14 protein-coding genes and 1 tRNA gene are annotated in these 14,948 nt (G+C 64.6%); 7 read left to right on the top strand and 8 right to left on the bottom strand.

Annotated elements, in window-relative coordinates:
• Nucleotides 1–59 precede the first annotated feature (59 nt).
• From ppk2 to ACKLLE_RS19400, 5 genes are all read right to left on the bottom strand, one after another.
• Nucleotides 60–1,103: a polyphosphate kinase 2 gene (gene ppk2 / locus ACKLLE_RS19420; protein WP_064302637.1), complete on the bottom strand. Its 1,044-nt coding sequence runs from the start codon at nt 1,101–1,103 to the stop codon at nt 60–62.
• A 309-nt stretch (nt 1,104–1,412) separates the two neighbouring features.
• A tRNA-Phe gene (locus ACKLLE_RS19415) sits at nt 1,413–1,488 on the bottom strand.
• Nucleotides 1,489–1,579: 91 nt separating this feature from the next.
• Nucleotides 1,580–1,852 (bottom strand): oxidative damage protection protein, encoded by a 273-nt coding sequence (locus ACKLLE_RS19410; protein WP_009396072.1) that lies wholly within the window; start codon nt 1,850–1,852, stop codon nt 1,580–1,582.
• Nucleotides 1,849–2,916, bottom strand: coding sequence for an A/G-specific adenine glycosylase (mutY, locus tag ACKLLE_RS19405; protein ID WP_420058784.1), 1,068 nt, complete (start codon nt 2,914–2,916; stop codon nt 1,849–1,851). The genes ACKLLE_RS19410 and mutY overlap by 4 nt, the downstream gene beginning before the upstream one ends.
• Nucleotides 2,913–5,150 (bottom strand): AsmA family protein, encoded by a 2,238-nt coding sequence (locus tag ACKLLE_RS19400; RefSeq protein WP_420058783.1) that lies wholly within the window; start codon nt 5,148–5,150, stop codon nt 2,913–2,915. The genes mutY and ACKLLE_RS19400 overlap by 4 nt, the downstream gene beginning before the upstream one ends.
• Nucleotides 5,151–5,483: 333 nt before the next feature.
• On the opposite strand from ACKLLE_RS19400, the gene ACKLLE_RS19395 reads away from it, so the two are divergent.
• The 7 genes from ACKLLE_RS19395 (at nt 5,484) to ACKLLE_RS19365 (ending at nt 11,278) form a co-directional block, all read left to right on the top strand.
• Entirely contained in the window at nt 5,484–7,142 is a 1,659-nt protein-coding gene (locus tag ACKLLE_RS19395; protein WP_064302634.1) for an OFA family MFS transporter, read from the top strand.
• A gap of 234 nt (nt 7,143–7,376) precedes the next feature.
• The gene (gene hisB / locus ACKLLE_RS19390; protein ID WP_009396076.1) at nt 7,377–7,970 is read left to right on the top strand and encodes an imidazoleglycerol-phosphate dehydratase HisB; all 594 of its coding nucleotides are present in this window, start codon (nt 7,377–7,379) and stop codon (nt 7,968–7,970) included.
• Nucleotides 7,970–8,608, top strand: coding sequence for an imidazole glycerol phosphate synthase subunit HisH (hisH, locus tag ACKLLE_RS19385; protein ID WP_064302633.1), 639 nt, complete (start codon nt 7,970–7,972; stop codon nt 8,606–8,608). The genes hisB and hisH overlap by 1 nt, the downstream gene beginning before the upstream one ends.
• Nucleotides 8,608–8,868 carry a DUF2164 domain-containing protein gene (locus ACKLLE_RS19380; RefSeq protein ID WP_009396079.1) on the top strand — a complete coding sequence of 87 codons (261 nt, stop codon included), beginning with the start codon at nt 8,608–8,610 and terminating at the stop codon, nt 8,866–8,868. Before hisH ends, ACKLLE_RS19380 begins: the two co-directional genes overlap by 1 nt.
• Before the next feature lie 41 nt (nt 8,869–8,909).
• Nucleotides 8,910–9,647, top strand: coding sequence for a 1-(5-phosphoribosyl)-5-[(5-phosphoribosylamino)methylideneamino]imidazole-4-carboxamide isomerase (gene hisA / locus ACKLLE_RS19375; protein ID WP_064302632.1), 738 nt, complete (start codon nt 8,910–8,912; stop codon nt 9,645–9,647).
• A 10-nt stretch (nt 9,648–9,657) separates the two neighbouring features.
• Nucleotides 9,658–10,428, top strand: coding sequence for an imidazole glycerol phosphate synthase subunit HisF (hisF, locus tag ACKLLE_RS19370; protein WP_009396083.1), 771 nt, complete (start codon nt 9,658–9,660; stop codon nt 10,426–10,428).
• A gap of 121 nt (nt 10,429–10,549) precedes the next feature.
• Entirely contained in the window at nt 10,550–11,278 is a 729-nt protein-coding gene (locus ACKLLE_RS19365) for a substrate-binding periplasmic protein (protein ID WP_420058782.1), read from the top strand.
• On the opposite strand, the gene ACKLLE_RS19360 is transcribed toward ACKLLE_RS19365, so the two are convergent.
• The 3 genes from ACKLLE_RS19360 to ACKLLE_RS19350 form a co-directional block, all read right to left on the bottom strand.
• On the bottom strand, nt 11,269–12,036 hold the full coding sequence (locus tag ACKLLE_RS19360; protein ID WP_420058781.1) for a divergent polysaccharide deacetylase family protein: 768 nt from the start codon (nt 12,034–12,036) through the stop codon (nt 11,269–11,271). The genes ACKLLE_RS19365 and ACKLLE_RS19360 overlap by 10 nt on opposite strands.
• Nucleotides 12,036–13,361, bottom strand: a complete 1,326-nt coding sequence (locus ACKLLE_RS19355) for a S41 family peptidase (RefSeq protein WP_420058780.1) — start codon at nt 13,359–13,361, stop codon at nt 12,036–12,038. The genes ACKLLE_RS19360 and ACKLLE_RS19355 overlap by 1 nt, the downstream gene beginning before the upstream one ends.
• Before the next feature lie 83 nt (nt 13,362–13,444).
• The gene (locus tag ACKLLE_RS19350; protein WP_064302628.1) at nt 13,445–14,752 is read right to left on the bottom strand and encodes a murein hydrolase activator EnvC family protein; all 1,308 of its coding nucleotides are present in this window, start codon (nt 14,750–14,752) and stop codon (nt 13,445–13,447) included.
• Nucleotides 14,753–14,948: the final 196 nt, after the last annotated feature.

Raw genomic sequence — 14,948 nt, 5'->3', positions numbered from 1 at the left:
AGCGGCGCCAGCTCGACGGGCGACAGGCAGTCACCCGGCCGAACCGGCGTGAGGTCCTTTCAGCGTGGCAGCGTCAGGGCGCTGACCCGGCCCCGCAGTTCCACTTCGTCCTCGTCACGCAGGTCTTCCTCGATTTCCCGCGAAGCGCGGCCCACCAGCAGCGGGTCGGGTTCGTGGGCGACGCGGAAATCCTTGCCCGGGTAATCGAGGGCGTTGAGGAAGTGGCGGATGCAGTTGATCCGCGCGCGCTTCTTGTCGTCCGACTTGATCACCGTCCACGGCGCATCGGCGGTGTCGGTGTGGAAGAACATGGCTTCCTTGGCCGCGGTGTACTCGCCCCACTTGTCCAGCGACTTGATGTCGATGGGCGAGAGTTTCCAGTGCTTGAGCGGATCGTCGCGGCGCGAGATGAAGCGGCGCAGCTGTTCCTCGCGGTTCACCGAGAACCAGTACTTGAACAGCAGGATCCCGCTGTTGCACAGCATGCGCTCCAGCTCCGGGGCCTGGCGCATGAATTCCAGGTATTGCAGCGGCGAGCAGAAATCCATGACCCGCTCGACGCCGGCGCGGTTGTACCAGGAGCGGTCGAAGAAGACCATTTCGCCCGCCGTCGGCAGGTGCTGGATATAGCGCTGGAAGTACCACTGGCCCTTTTCCTGCTCCGAGGGCTTTTCCAGGGCGACGATCCGCGCGCCACGCGGGTTGAGGTGCTCCATGAAGCGCTTGATGGTGCCGCCCTTGCCTGCCGCGTCGCGGCCCTCGAAGAGGATGACCACGCGCTGGCCGGTTTCCTTTACCCAGTTCTGCACCTTCAACAGCTCGATCTGCAGCGCGTGCTTGGCCTTGTCGTACTCGGCGCGGCGCATGCGGGTGCTGTAGGGATAGTTGTGCGGCAGCTTCGCCGACGAGCTGTCTTCGCTGGTGCCGTGGGGCGCGTGGGCGATTTCGAGGGCGGTGGGGCTGTCGGCGATTGCACCGGTCTCGACGATCGGCGCAGGCTTGCGTGGGCGACGGTGCGGGCGGGTAGCGGCTGGCGGAGGCGTAACGTGATGCGGGACTACCCCGGGCTCTGGGAGCGGCAGGACGGGGGTTTCTTCACTCATGGGGAGGGCCTTCTGTTCCTTCGAATGTCCAGCTCCACAACTTACACAGATCGAGTGATGGCGTATTGATGGTGGTCAATGCGCAAGGCCCTTGTGGGAGCGGTTCACCCGCGATGACGTAAGTGGATTCGCCGACGCCATCGCGGGTGAACCCGCTCCCACAGGGTACGCGTCGTGCTTTGGAACTGTTCTCTACGCGACAGCGCAGCCTGAAGGCTGGGCGGACTCCCACAAGGGCCGTGAAGTAGTTTTTTCCCGGGCAAAACAAAAAGCCCCTGAATCTTTCGATTCAGGGGCTTTGCGTTGTCTTGGTGCCCAGAGACGGAGTCGAACCGCCGACACGAGGATTTTCAATCCTCTGCTCTACCGACTGAGCTATCTGGGCAACGGGGCGCATTAAAAGCGTTTTTCAGGATTGCGTCAACAACAATTTCAAAAATTTTTTAATTAATACCGACGCTTACGGTTTTCGGGGGTCACTGGGCAGGTGGAACGTAGCCTTCGGCCTTTTCGAATTCCTCGCCGGAGAAGAACTTGTCCATCTCGCCCTGGATGAACTTGCGGTCCTCGGCGTTCATCATGTTCAGGCGCTTCTCGTTGATGAGCATGGTCTGCTCCTTCTGCCAGTCGGCCCAGGCCTTCTGCGAGATGTGCTCGTAGATGTCGAGGCCCTTTGGCCCTGGATACGGCGGACGCTCAAGGCCAGGCAGTTGTTCTTTGTACTTGCGGCACATAACGGTGCGGGTCATCGCGAGTCTCCTGCAATCAATTCGTCGGCCGCGCGTTTGAGCAGCTTCTTCACCGGGGCGGCGAGCCCCAGGCGCGGCGGGGTGGCGAGGTTATACCAGAGCCAGTCGGCCTCGGCCACGTGGTCGCCGTGCTGGCCGACGCGCACCAGCCACGGCTCGATGGCCAGCTGGAAATGGCTGAAGGTGTGGGTCAGGCCCGTCAGTTCGCGGCGGGTCTCGATGTTCAGGCGGTGCTGGTCGGCGAGGTGTTCCAGATCGTCCAGGTCGTCCAGTTCCGGCAGGCTCCACAACCCGCCCCAGAGTCCGCTGGAAGGGCGCCGGTAAAGCAGGATGGCGCCTTCGTCATTGGCCAGCAGCGGCATCAGCGTGCGTTTCTGTGGCAGGGCCTTGCGCGGCTTGGGCAGCGGGTAGCGCGTCTCCTGGCCGAGCATGTGGGCCTCGCAACCACGCTTCAGCGGACACAGCAGGCAACTGGGCTTGCTGCGGGTGCAGAGGGTGGCGCCGAGGTCCATCATCGCCTGGGTGTAGTCGTTGACCCGCTGGTGCGGTGTGAAGCGCTCGGCGCTTGCCCACAGCGCCTTCGCCACCTTGGGCTCGCCGGGATAGCCTTCCTGCGCGGTATAGCGTGCCAGGACGCGCTTGACGTTGCCGTCGAGGATCGGCGCGCGCAGGCCCATGCTGATGCTGGCGATGGCGCCGGCGGTGGACAGGCCGATACCGGGCAGATCGGTGAGCTTTTCGACGTCGCGGGGGAATTCGCCACCGTACTGTTCGACGACGATCCTGGCGGTCTTTTGCAGATTGCGCGCGCGTGTGTAGTAGCCGAGCCCGGTCCACAGGTGCAGCACTTCGTCTTCAGGCGCCGCGGCCAGGGCCTGGACATCCGGCAGGGCGTCCATGAAGCGGCCGAAGTAATTGAGCACGGTGCTGACCTGGGTCTGCTGCAGCATGATCTCGGAGACCCACACCCGGTAGGGCGTGATGCCCTGTTGCCAGGGCAGGTCGTGGCGGCCGTGGCGGTCGAACCAGTCGAGTACCGCGGTGGAAAACTGCTCGGGGGTCATCGTTTGAACAGGCCCTTCAGTGCGTCCTTCAGCTCGGGACTCACCTTGTCGCCCAGCTTCTCTTCGAGTTTTTCGTTGATGCGGTTGCCCAGCGCCTGGCCGGCCAGCTTGCCGACGCCGTCCTTGTCGATGCGGCAGGCGCGTGCGCCCAGTTCCAGCGGCCCGCGGCAGCGCAGCGGGAACTCCAGGCCGACGTAGCGCTGGTTGACCTGGCAGGCCGGGTCCGGCATTTCGCGGGTGTCGCCTTCGACGATGACGCCGACGCGGTAGTCCATGCCCAGCACGCGCAGGTCGATGTCGCCATTGCCGTTGACGGTCAGGCCCGGGATGCGCGCCTTCAGGTCGGGGTTGCTGGCCACGCCGTTGCTCAGCACCAGGCTGCCTTTCAGTTCTTCGAACGGCGTGTCCTTGCCCCGTGGCTCGCCGCTCAGGGTCTTGCGGTTGAGGGTGGCGATGCCCTGGCACAGTTGCTGTTCGAGGTTGGCGTTGACCAGCACGCCGTTGTTGATAACGAAGCTGGCCTTGCCGTTGAGGGTATCGACCAGGGCTTTCTGGCTGTTGCCGGTGGCGGTCAGGTCGCTGTCCAGGGTGAGCAGGCCCTTGACCGGCGGGGGGGTGCCGTCGTGCTTGATGAAATGCTCGACCGGCACCCGGTTGATCTTCGCGGTGAGGCCGAGCTGCGGCACGGCCGGGCGTACGTCGAGGGTGCCACGGCTATCGAAGGTGCCGTTGTAAAGGCCGCCACGCAGGGCTTGCAGGGTAATCAGGCCACCCTGGCCGCTGGCCTTGAGCTCGGCGTTCTGGATCGGCAACTGGTCCAGGGTGAGCACGCCGAAACTCAGGTCGGCTTGCAGGTCGAGAGCGCGCAGGCGGTCCACCGGCAACAGCTTGTCGTTGCTCCAGGCGACCTGGGTCGGTGCGTCGGGCAGCGGCGAGGTACCCGGCCCGGCGACGGCGCTGGCTTCCGTGCTCTGAACCTCGGCCTTGCGTGCAGCATTGGCGTTCTTCGCGTCGTCGCTTTTGGCCAGCAGGTAGCGGTCGGCATCGAACCTGTCGTTCTTCAACTGGATGCGCAGCGCCTGTTTGGCGAAGTCTGCCACCGCGAGGCGACCGGTGAAGGTGCTGTCGTCCAGCTTCAGCGCCAGGTCTTCCAGGGCGAGGCTGTTCTTCGTGCCTTCGATGCGGCCGACCAGTTCGACGCCGGTGAGGGTGGTCGGGTCCTTCATCGGCGGCAGGACGACGCCAACGCTGTCGAGGAACTTGCGCAGGTCGAACTGGGCGACGGAGATACCGCCGCTGACCTTCGGCTCGCTGTTCAGGTCACGCACGTGCAGCTCGCCGAGGGCACGCAACTGGTTGGCCGAAAGCTTCAGGCCGTTCCATTCGGCGACATTGGCCGCCAGGTCGGCGAGCAATTGGCCCTGGGCCGAGAACGTCATGCTTTTCTGTTGCAGCGGCTCGCCGGAGAGTTCGCCGTGCAGCTTCATGTCTTCCAGTTGATAGCGGCGCAGTGCGCGGTCGAAGCGGGCTTCGCCGGCCAGCTCGATGCGCGCGCGCAGCACGGGTTGGCCAGAACCGAGGAAGGCGGTGAGTTTCAGCGGGATATTCACGCCGTCGTGCACGGCTTCGGTGCTCAACTGGATGCTCTCGGCACTGAAGCTCTGGCCACTGCGCACGTCGTTGTACTGCACCCGGGCGTTGTTGACGGTGAGGCTGTCGATATCCAGCTTGAGCGGGCGCTCGCTGGCGGCCGGCTTGCTTTCGCCCTCGGCCGGCGCAGTGGTGGCCGGCGCGGTTTCGCCGGTGCTGCCGGCCGGGGCCTTGGTTGGCAACGGCTTGCCGATGTCTTCCCAGTTGCCGTGGCCGCTTTCGTCACGGACCAGGTTCAGGTTCAGCCCTTCGACCCGCACATCGCTCATCTGCACTTCACGGCGCAGCAATGGCAGCACGCGCACCGACAGGCCGAGCATCTGCAGGTCGGCGATCGGCTCGGCCGGCTTGTTCAGCGTGGCAATGCTCGCCTCGTGCAACTCCAGGCCTAGCCAGGGGAACAGGCTCCAGCCGATATCGCCGTTCAGGGTCAGCTCGACGTGAGCCTTGTCGCGAGCCAGTTGGCGGATCTCGTCTTTATAGTCGTTGGGATCGAAGAGGTGGGTCAGGGCGAAGCCGCCGGCCACCACGATCAGCAACAGCCCGAGAACCACCAGCCCCAGGATTTTGCCGAACGCTTTCATGGGCGGGTCCTTTGAAGTCGATGTCTGAAAAGTCAGCCGCAGAGTATAGCCTTGCGGCCTTCGCCACTGCGATTGCCGTGAATGGCCGGTTTGACACGCCCGCACCGTGCGGTTCCACGGAAAAAAGTCTCAGTTACAACAAAAACCATGATGTCAGATTGGTTTTTGTTAGCTAGCTAAATGCTACTCTTGCAGCCGTTCCCGGGTCTTGCTGCGACGGATTGTCGCGACAGGGCCGGCTGCCCGAAAAAACGACTCGTTGCCTGCGTGCGCCAAAGTCGGGGGTCGTCGGTTTCGGCCTGCGGGGGCTACCTATCTACGAGGGAAACAATAATGAGCACCATCACCGCGGGAGCCGTCGCCAGTGCGCCTGGTTTCCTGTCCAAGGAGCGCATCGTCGCTCGACCCGGTTTCAACCGCTGGCTGGTACCCCCGGCCGCACTCGCCATCCACCTGTGCATCGGCATGGCCTACGGCTTCTCGGTGTTCTGGCTGCCGCTGTCGAAGGCGATCGGCATTACCGCACCGGTGGCCTGCGCCCCGGACATGGGCTTCTTCGCCCAGATGGTCTCTTCGACCTGCGACTGGCCGATTTCCATGCTCGGCTGGATCTACACCCTGTTCTTCATTTTCCTCGGCTGCTCGGCGGCTATCTGGGGCGGCTGGCTGGAACACGCCGGGCCGCGCAAGGCCGGTGTGGTCTCGGCGCTGTGCTGGTGCGGCGGCCTGCTGATTTCCGCGCTGGGCGTGTATACCCATCAGATCTGGCTGATGTGGCTGGGCTCGGGGGTGATCGGCGGTATCGGCCTGGGCCTGGGCTATATCTCGCCGGTATCGACCCTGATCAAGTGGTTCCCGGACAAGCGCGGCATGGCCACCGGCATGGCGATCATGGGCTTCGGTGGTGGTGCGATGGTCGGTGCTCCGCTGGCGGCGGCGCTGATGAACCACTTCGCCAGCCCTGAAGGCGTCGGCGTGTGGCAGAGCTTCGTGGTGATGGCGGTGATCTACTTCATCTTCATGATCGGCGGCGCATTGTCGTACCGCGTTCCGCCGACCGGCTGGAAGCCTGAAGGCTGGACCGCTCCGGCGAAGAAGGCCAGCAACTCGATGATCACCCACCGTCACGTGCACGTCAGCGTGGCCTGGAAGACCCCGCAGTTCGCCCTGATCTGGCTGGTACTGTGCCTGAACGTGTCCGCCGGTATCGGCATCCTCGGCATGGCGTCGCCACTGCTGCAGGAAGTGTTCGCCGGCAAGCTGCTGGGCAACAACCTGACTTTCAGCGAACTGGACGCCGGGCAACTGGCGCAGATCGCCGCGATCGCCGCCGGCTTCACCGGCCTGCTCAGCCTGTTCAACATCGGCGGGCGCTTCTTCTGGGCGTCGTTCTCCGACTATATCGGGCGCAAGAACACCTACTTCGCCTTCTTCGCACTGGGCTTCGCCCTGTATGCGCTGGTGCCGAACATGGGCCACCTGGGCAACGTCGCCCTGTTCGTGGCGGCGTTCTGCATCATCCTGTCGATGTACGGCGGTGGTTTCGCCACCGTGCCGGCCTACCTGGCGGACCTGTTCGGTACGCAGATGGTCGGTGCGATCCATGGTCGCCTGCTGACGGCCTGGGCTGCGGCGGGCGTGCTCGGCCCGGTGCTGGTCAACTACCTGCGCGAGTACCAGCTGAGCATCGGCGTGGAACGGGCTGCGGCCTACGACATCACCTTGTACATCCTCGCCGGCCTGCTGGTGCTGGGCTTTATCTGCAACGCGATGGTGCGTCCGGTGGCTGACAAGTACTTCATGACCGAAGAACAACTGGCCGCCGAGCAGGCGCTGGGGCATGACAAGGGCGCCGACAACACCACCGTGCTGGAGTGGAAAGCTGCCGACGGCACCCTGCCACTGGTGATCGCGGCCTGGCTGGCCGTGGGCATTCCGCTGGCCTGGGGGGTGTGGGCGACGCTGCAGAAGACGGCCGTTCTGTTCCACTGATTCGGCCGTTTGGGGCCGCTTTGCGGGCCATCGCCGGCAACGCCGGCTCCCACAGTGCCTGCGGTGAACCCAAAACCATGGCTCGACACAAAACCCTGTGGGAGCCGGCGTTGCCGGCGATGTCCCGCAAAGCGGGCCCAAAACCCTCACACCACACGTCATCTTCGTTTCAAGATGCGACGTTCTGCGCCTATAATGACCGCCTTTTTCGCCCAATGATTTGCGGAGCTGGTGATGGTCGAACGTAAGGCGTCCGTCGAGCGCAATACTCTGGAAACCCAGATCAAAGCCTCGATCAACCTGGATGGCACTGGCAAGGCCCGATTCGATATCGGCGTGCCTTTCCTGGAGCACATGCTGGATCAGATTTCCCGTCATGGATTGATCGATCTGGACATCGAGTGCAAGGGCGACCTGCATATCGACGACCACCATACCGTCGAAGACGTCGGTATCACCCTGGGCCAGGCGTTCAGCCAGGCCATCGGCGACAAGAAAGGCATCCGTCGCTACGGCCACGCCTACGTGCCGCTGGACGAAGCGCTGTCGCGGGTGGTGATCGATTTCTCCGGCCGTCCCGGCCTGCAGATGCACGTGCCCTACACCCGCGCCACCGTGGGCGGTTTCGATGTGGACCTGTTCCAGGAGTTCTTCCAGGGCTTCGTCAACCACGCCAACGTCACGCTGCATATCGACAACCTGCGCGGGCATAACACCCACCACCAGATCGAGACCGTGTTCAAGGCCTTCGGCCGCGCGCTGCGCATGGCCGTCGAGCTGGACGAGCGGATGGCCGGGCAGATGCCTTCCACCAAGGGATGCCTGTAATGCAGACCGTCGCCGTTATCGACTATGGCATGGGCAACCTGCACTCGGTGGCCAAGGCCCTGGAGCACGTCGGCGCCGGCAAGGTGCTGATCACCAGCGATGCTGCGGTAATCCGTGAAGCCGACCGGGTGGTCTTCCCTGGTGTCGGCGCGATTCGCGACTGCATGGCCGAGATCCGCCGCCTGGGCTTCGACAGCCTGGTCAAGGAAGTCAGCCAGGACCGCCCGTTCCTCGGTATCTGCGTCGGCATGCAGGCCCTGCTGGACCACAGCGAGGAGAACGACGGTGTCGACTGCATCGGCATGTTCCCCGGCCAGGTGCGTCTGTTCGGCAAGGACCTGCATGAAGACGGCGAGCACCTGAAGGTGCCGCACATGGGCTGGAACGAGGTCAGCCAGGTGATCGATCACCCGCTCTGGCACGATATCCCGGACCGCGCGCGCTTCTACTTCGTGCACAGCTACTACATCGAGTCCGGCAAGCCGTCCCAGGTGGTCGGTCGCGGTCACTATGGCGTCGATTTCGCTGCGGTACTGGCCGAAGGCTCGCGCTTCGCCACCCAGTTCCACCCGGAAAAGAGCCACACCCACGGCCTGCAACTGTTGCAGAACTTCGCCGCCTGGGATGGCCGCTGGTAATGAACCGCTCGCGCAGCAAGACCCCGGCCATCACCCTCGCACCCGAACAGGAGCGCGAGGCGCTGGACACCCTCAAGCGCTTCCTCGAAGACCGTTTCGAGCTGCAACTGGGCTCGTTCGAAGTGGCCGAGGTGCTCGAGCTGTTCGCCAGGGATATTGCGCCGCACTACTACAACCGGGCGATCTTCGATGTTCAGACGCAGCTCAAGGAGCGCTTCGAGAGCATTGAAGTCGACCTGTGGGCGCTCGAGAAGAACTGACTTCCCGGGCTCACCGTTTACCGATTAGACAGGTTTTCCAGATGCTGATTATCCCCGCTATCGATCTCAAGGACGGTGCCTGCGTACGTCTGCGCCAGGGCCGCATGGAAGATTCCACCGTATTCTCCGACGACCCGGTGAGCATGGCCGCCAAATGGGTTGAAGGTGGCTGCCGTCGTCTGCATCTGGTCGACCTGAACGGCGCCTTCGAAGGCCAGCCGGTCAACGGCGAGGTGGTCACCGCCATCGCCAGGCGCTACCCGGAGCTGCCGATCCAGATCGGTGGCGGCATCCGCTCGCTGGAAACCATCGAGCACTACGTAAAGGCCGGCGTCAGCTACGTGATCATCGGCACCAAGGCGGTCAAGCAGCCTGAATTCGTTGCCGAGGCGTGCAAGGCCTTCCCGGGCAAGGTCATCGTCGGCCTGGATGCCAAGGACGGTTTCGTCGCCACCGACGGCTGGGCCGAGGTCAGTTCGGTGCAGGTCATCGACCTGGCCAGGCGCTTCGAAGCCGACGGCGTCTCGGCGATCGTCTACACCGACATCGCCAAGGACGGCATGATGCAGGGCTGCAACGTGCCCTTCACCAAGGCCCTGGCCGAAGCCACGAAGATCCCGGTGATCGCTTCCGGCGGCATCCACAACCTGGGCGACATCAAGGCCCTGCTGGACGCCAGGGCACCGGGCATCATCGGCGCCATCACCGGTCGTGCCATCTACGAAGGCACCCTTGACGTCGCCGAGGCCCAGGCCTTCTGCGACAGCTACCAAGGCTGAGGAGAACGCCATGGCCCTGGCCAAACGCATCATCCCTTGCCTGGACGTGGACAACGGCCGGGTCGTCAAGGGCGTCAAGTTCGAGAACATCCGTGACGCCGGCGACCCGGTGGAAATTGCCCGTCGCTACGACGAGCAGGGTGCCGACGAGATCACCTTCCTCGACATCACCGCCAGCGTCGATGGCCGTGACACCACGCTGCACACCGTCGAGCGCATGGCCAGCCAGGTGTTCATCCCGCTGACCGTCGGCGGTGGCGTGCGCACCGTGCAGGACATCCGCAACCTGCTCAATGCCGGGGCCGACAAGGTGTCGATCAACACCGCGGCGGTGTTCAACCCGGAGTTCGTCGGCGAAGCGGCGGCGCATTTCGGTTCGCAGTGCATCGTTGTGGCCATCGACGCCAAGAAGGTCTCCGGCCCGGGCGAAGAACCGCGCTGGGAGATCTTCACCCACGGCGGGCGCAAGCCGACCGGCCTGGATGCGGTGGAGTGGGCGAAGAAGATGGAAGGCCTGGGTGCTGGCGAGATTCTCCTGACCAGCATGGACCAGGACGGCATGAAGAGCGGTTTCGACCTGGGCGTGACCCGGGCGATCAGCGACGCGCTGGGCATCCCGGTGATCGCGTCCGGTGGCGTGGGCAACCTGCAGCACCTGGCCGACGGGATCCTGGAAGGGCACGCCAGTGCCGTGCTGGCGGCGAGCATCTTCCACTTCGGCGAGTACACCGTGCCGGAGGCCAAGGCCTATATGGCGCAGCGCGGGATCGTCGTGCGCTGACCTTCAGGGCCTCATCGCTGGCAAGCCAGCTCCCACACGAACCTGTGGGAGCTGGCTTGTCGGACCGCCGCACCGCAGCGATGAGGCCATCAGCATCACCCAATAAACCAGATCCCTCCCGATGCTGACCAGACTCCTCTTCCTCCTCACCCTGACCACCGCCGCCCACGCCAGCGAGCCGCTGGTCCTGCTGACCGAAAACTTCCCGCCTTACAACATGTCCCGCGACGGCAAGAGTTTCGCCCACGAGGCGGATATCCAGGGCATCGCTGCCGACCTGGTGCGGGAGATGTTCCGCCGCGCCGACATCCCCTACAGCATGACCCTGCGCTTTCCCTGGACCCGGGTCTACCAGCAGGCCCGGGACACGCCGAACCATGGCGTGTTCGTCCTCGCCCGTTCGCTCGAGCGCGAGAAGCTGTTCAAGTGGGTCGGCCCGCTGGGCCCGGATGACTGGGTGTTGCTGGCCCCCGCCAGCAGCCGGATCCGGCTGGATAACCTGCAACAGGCCAAGGGCCTGCGCATCGGTGCCTACAAGGGTGATGCCATCGCTGAGAACCTGCAGCAGCAGGGGTTGAAGCCGGTATTGGTGCTGCGCGACCAGGACAATGCGAAGAAGCTCTCCAACGGCGAGATCGACCTCTGGGCCACCGGCGACCCGGCTGGCCGCTACCTGGCCCGGCAGATAGGCATGACCGACTTCAGGACCGTGTTGCGCTTCAATGGCACCGAGCTGTATCTGGCGCTCAACCCGAGCGTGCCGGAGCAGGTGGTGAAGCGCCTGCAGGACGCTCTTGAACAGATGCGCGAGGACGGCTTCGTCGACGCCACCTACGCCCGCTACCTGTAGATCCCGCCCTTGCCGTGGGCGGGCATGGCGCGGTTGCTGCGTTCGCCGATCATCTGCCGCAGGCCGATCAGTTCGATGCCCTGGGCCTTGAGCCTGGGCAGTTCGTGTTCCAGCACGTCCAGGGTCTGTGGATAAGGGTGGCCGATCACCACCGCGGTGCCTTGCTTGCGCGCCAGCTCCACGGCAATGCGCAGTTGCCCGGCAATGGCCTCGGGGGTCCGCACGTCATCGAGGAAGACATCCCGCGACAGGCTCGCCAGACCCAGCGCCTGGGCCTTGGCCGCCGCGACGGTAGCGGCGCTGGTGCGGCTGTCGACGAAGAACAGGCCACGCCGCTGCAACTCGCCCATCAGCCAGGCCATGGCCTCAGGCTGCGCGGTCATGCGGCTGCCCATGTGGTTGTTGACCCCGGCAGCGTACGGAACCTTCGCCAGCGCGGCGTTCAGGCGCTGTTCCAGTTCCGGCAGCGGAGTGCCGGGGTGCCAGGCGTAGGGGCCGGTGGCCGGGTCCATGGGCATGTGCAGGATCACCGTGCGCCCGGCCTTGTGCGCCTGGCGCGCGAAGTCGGTGGCGTGCGGCGTGTCCGGCATGATCGCCATGGTCACCGGGCCGGGCAGGGCGAGGGTGCGTGAGTCCCGGGCCGGGTTCTGCCCGAGGTCGTCGATGATCACGCTAAGGTAGGCCCGCTGCTGCTGGGCCGGCGCGCCATGGGCGACGCCGGCCAGCAGGCAGAGAAGGGCGAGACAGAACGCCCGCATCACTTGTCGCGGGTGATGCTCAGTCCCTTGAGCAGGCTGAGGGCCTGGCTGAGCTGGAAGTCACCGTCCTGCGGACGTTCCTTCTTGCCCGCTGCCTTGCTGCCGGACGGCCGGTCGGCGCCGCCGTTGCCATTGCCGAGGTGGCCTTGCAGGTCGGCTTCCTTGAAGTTCTCGGTGTCCTGCTCGCTGGTGACCTTGGCCTGGCGCACCTCGATGTCCGGGACGATGCCCTGGGCCTGGATCGAGCGGCCGTTGGGGGTGTAGTACAGCGCAGTGGTGATCTTCAGGGCGCGGTCGTTGTTCAGCGGCAGCACGGTCTGCACCGAGCCCTTGCCGAAGCTGTCGGTACCCATCAGCACGCCACGTTTCTGGTCCTGCAGGGCGCCGGCGACAATCTCCGAGGCCGAGGCGCTGCCGCCGTTGATCAGCACCACCAGCGGCACGCCTTCACTGGCATCGGCCGGGTCGGCGGAGAAGCGCAGCTCGGAGTTGGCGATGCGGCCCTTGGTGTAGACGATCAGGCCCTTGGTCAGGAAGTGGTCGGCCACTTCCACCGCCGATTGCAGCACGCCGCCCGGGTTGTTGCGCAGGTCCAGGACGATGCCGCGCAGCTTGCCGTTGTTGTCCTTGCGCAGTTTGGCCAGGGCCTTGCCGACTTCCTCGCCGGTCTTGACCTGGAACTGGGTAATGCGGATGTAGCCATAGCCGGATTCCAGCAACTGGCTCTTCACGCTCTTCACCTGGATCACGGCGCGGGCCAGGGTCACGTCGAACGGCGTGCCACCGTCGCGGACCAGGGTCAGGGTGATCTTCTCGCCGATCTTGCCGCGCATCTTGTCCACGGCTTCGGTCATGGTCTGGCCACGGGTCGGCTGCCCGTTGATCTTGACGATCAGGTCGCCGGCCTCGATGCCGGCGCGGGAGGCCGGGGTGTCGTCGATCGGCGAGACGACCTTGACGAAGCCGTCTTCCTGGCCGACTTCGATACCCAGGCCGCCGAATTCGCCGCTGGTGCTTTCCTGCAGTTCCTGGAAGTCTTCCGGGCCGAGGTAGGCGGAGTGCGGGTCAAGGTTGCTGAGCATGCCCTTGATGGCGTTTTCCAGCAGGGTCTTGTCATCCACGGGCTCGACGTAGGCGGCTTTCACCCGATCCAGGACTTCGGCGAAGGTGCGCAGCTCGTCCAGCGGCAGCGGAGCCTTGCCGGTGACCGTGGTCGGCGCCAGCGCCGGCGCGGGCTTGGCCGGCTCGGCGGCGAAAGCCGGTGACGCGCCGCTGACCAGTGCGACGGCCAGGGCCAGCGAGGTAAGGCGAGGCGAATGCAGCATGTCGAACGAACTCCTGATCCTGTGTGAGCCCCGAAAGGAGCCTCGCGCCGCGCTGTGCGGCAGGCGCGTGAAAAAAGGTAAACCTATCCTTGACCGCGGCACCACTGCGTCGGGTCGGTCGGCTGGCCCTGCTGGCGGATGGCGAAGTACAACGCCGGCGTGCTCTGGCCACCGCTGTTGCCAACGGTGGAGATCGCTTCGCCGGCCTTGACGATGTCGCCAGCGCCCTTGAGCAGGGTCTGGTTATGACCGTAGAGGCTGAGGTAACCGTTACCATGGTCGAGAATGACCAGAAGTCCGGCCCCGCGCAACCAGTCGGCGAATACCACGCGGCCACCGTGTACCGCATGAACCTGGCTGCCGGCCGAAGCGCTGATCATCACCCCGTCCCATTTGGCCCGGGCATCGTCCCCGCGGCTTTCACCGAAGCGCGCCAACAATCGACCATTGACCGGCCACGGAAGTTTGCCCCTTGCTGCAGAAAATGCGCCGCCGTAGACCGCTCCGTCGCTGGACACCAGCGGGCCGGGCGTGCGCAGCGGCTTTTTCGGCTCGTCGTCCTGGGTGTTGCGCGACGATTCGCGGGCGGCGAGGGCGGCCTCGCGCTGGCGTTTCTTCTCGGCTTCCTGCTCGGCAAGGGCGCGCTGGCGCGCTTCCTCGGCCTCGCGAGCCTGGCGCGCCAGGGTTTCCTCGATGGTCTTGAGCACCTTGCCCAGCTCGGCCTGTTCCTGCTCGCGGGCTGCCAGCTTCTGGTCGTTGGTCTTCAGGTTGCTGTTGAGCCTGGCGAGGATTTCCTGCCGTTCGGCGCGGGTCTTTTCCAGGTCCTGGCGCTGGGCGTCGAGGGTGCCTTGCTGGACCAGCAGTTGGGCCTGCTGCTGGGCGATGTCTTTCTCGACGTTGGCCAGCTGGCGCAGGGTCTCGTTGAAGCTGCGCAGTTGTTCCAGGCGAGCCTTGCTCAGGTAATCGTAATAGGTGAGCGTGCGGGCGAACTTTTCCGGGTTCTGCTGGTTGAGCAGCAGCTTGAGGTATTCCTCACGACCGTTGTTCTGATAGGCGGAGCGGGCCTGGATGGCGATCAGGCGTTGCTGTTCGGTGCGGGCGGACTGGAGAGTCTTCTTTTCAGTGTCGAGGCGCTCCAGTTCGCCCTCGGTCTTTTTTAGTTCTTTCTGTAGCTCCTCTACCTGCTTCTCCAGCTTGCCGATATCGGTTTCGGTGCTGCGCAGGTCTTTCTGCACGCCGGATTTTTCTTCCTGCAGCGCACCGAGCTTCTTTTTCAGCTCGGCGATGTCCTGGCGCGTGGCGTCCAGTTGCTGCTGGGTTTGCGCGCGCTCGTCGGCGAAAGCCGGGCCGAGCAGGCAGGTCAGGGCTAGGAGGATCAGGGCGCGAAGCATGGAATGGCGATAACCAGGGGATGGAGACCGGCCTAGTATGCCCGCCGCTGGCGGCAAAAAAAACGCCCCATGGGGGCGTTTGTCTGGAACAAGTCGCTATTGGGCGACGCGGACCCTGTGGGAGCGGGTTTACCCGCGATTGCAGCAGTGAATTCACCATAGCAATCGCGGGTGAACCCGCTCCCACAGGTCCGTG

This window comes from Pseudomonas bharatica (assembly GCF_048586865.1).
In the GTDB taxonomy this organism is placed as follows: domain Bacteria; phylum Pseudomonadota; class Gammaproteobacteria; order Pseudomonadales; family Pseudomonadaceae; genus Aquipseudomonas; species Aquipseudomonas bharatica.
This window is presented reverse-complemented; position numbering and strand designations above follow the sequence as displayed.

What these genes read in the sequence shown, in the direction of transcription:
- mutY (WP_420058784.1), bottom strand. Translation starts at nt 2,916, where the DNA reads ATGACCCCCGAGCAGTTTTCCACCGCGGTACTCGACTGGTTCGACCGC.
- ACKLLE_RS19355 (WP_420058780.1), bottom strand. Translation starts at nt 13,361, where the DNA reads ATGCTGCATTCGCCTCGCCTTACCTCGCTGGCCCTGGCCGTCGCACTG.
- ACKLLE_RS19400 (WP_420058783.1), bottom strand. Translation starts at nt 5,150, where the DNA reads ATGAAAGCGTTCGGCAAAATCCTGGGGCTGGTGGTTCTCGGGCTGTTG.
- hisH (WP_064302633.1), top strand. Translation starts at nt 7,970, where the DNA reads ATGCAGACCGTCGCCGTTATCGACTATGGCATGGGCAACCTGCACTCG.
- hisF (WP_009396083.1), top strand. Translation starts at nt 9,658, where the DNA reads ATGGCCCTGGCCAAACGCATCATCCCTTGCCTGGACGTGGACAACGGC.
- ppk2 (WP_064302637.1), bottom strand. Translation starts at nt 1,103, where the DNA reads ATGAGTGAAGAAACCCCCGTCCTGCCGCTCCCAGAGCCCGGGGTAGTC.
- ACKLLE_RS19360 (WP_420058781.1), bottom strand. Translation starts at nt 12,036, where the DNA reads ATGCGGGCGTTCTGTCTCGCCCTTCTCTGCCTGCTGGCCGGCGTCGCC.
- ACKLLE_RS19410 (WP_009396072.1), bottom strand. Translation starts at nt 1,852, where the DNA reads ATGACCCGCACCGTTATGTGCCGCAAGTACAAAGAACAACTGCCTGGC.
- ACKLLE_RS19365 (WP_420058782.1), top strand. Translation starts at nt 10,550, where the DNA reads ATGCTGACCAGACTCCTCTTCCTCCTCACCCTGACCACCGCCGCCCAC.
- ACKLLE_RS19395 (WP_064302634.1), top strand. Translation starts at nt 5,484, where the DNA reads ATGAGCACCATCACCGCGGGAGCCGTCGCCAGTGCGCCTGGTTTCCTG.
- ACKLLE_RS19380 (WP_009396079.1), top strand. Translation starts at nt 8,608, where the DNA reads ATGAACCGCTCGCGCAGCAAGACCCCGGCCATCACCCTCGCACCCGAA.
- hisB (WP_009396076.1), top strand. Translation starts at nt 7,377, where the DNA reads ATGGTCGAACGTAAGGCGTCCGTCGAGCGCAATACTCTGGAAACCCAG.
- ACKLLE_RS19350 (WP_064302628.1), bottom strand. Translation starts at nt 14,752, where the DNA reads ATGCTTCGCGCCCTGATCCTCCTAGCCCTGACCTGCCTGCTCGGCCCG.
- hisA (WP_064302632.1), top strand. Translation starts at nt 8,910, where the DNA reads ATGCTGATTATCCCCGCTATCGATCTCAAGGACGGTGCCTGCGTACGT.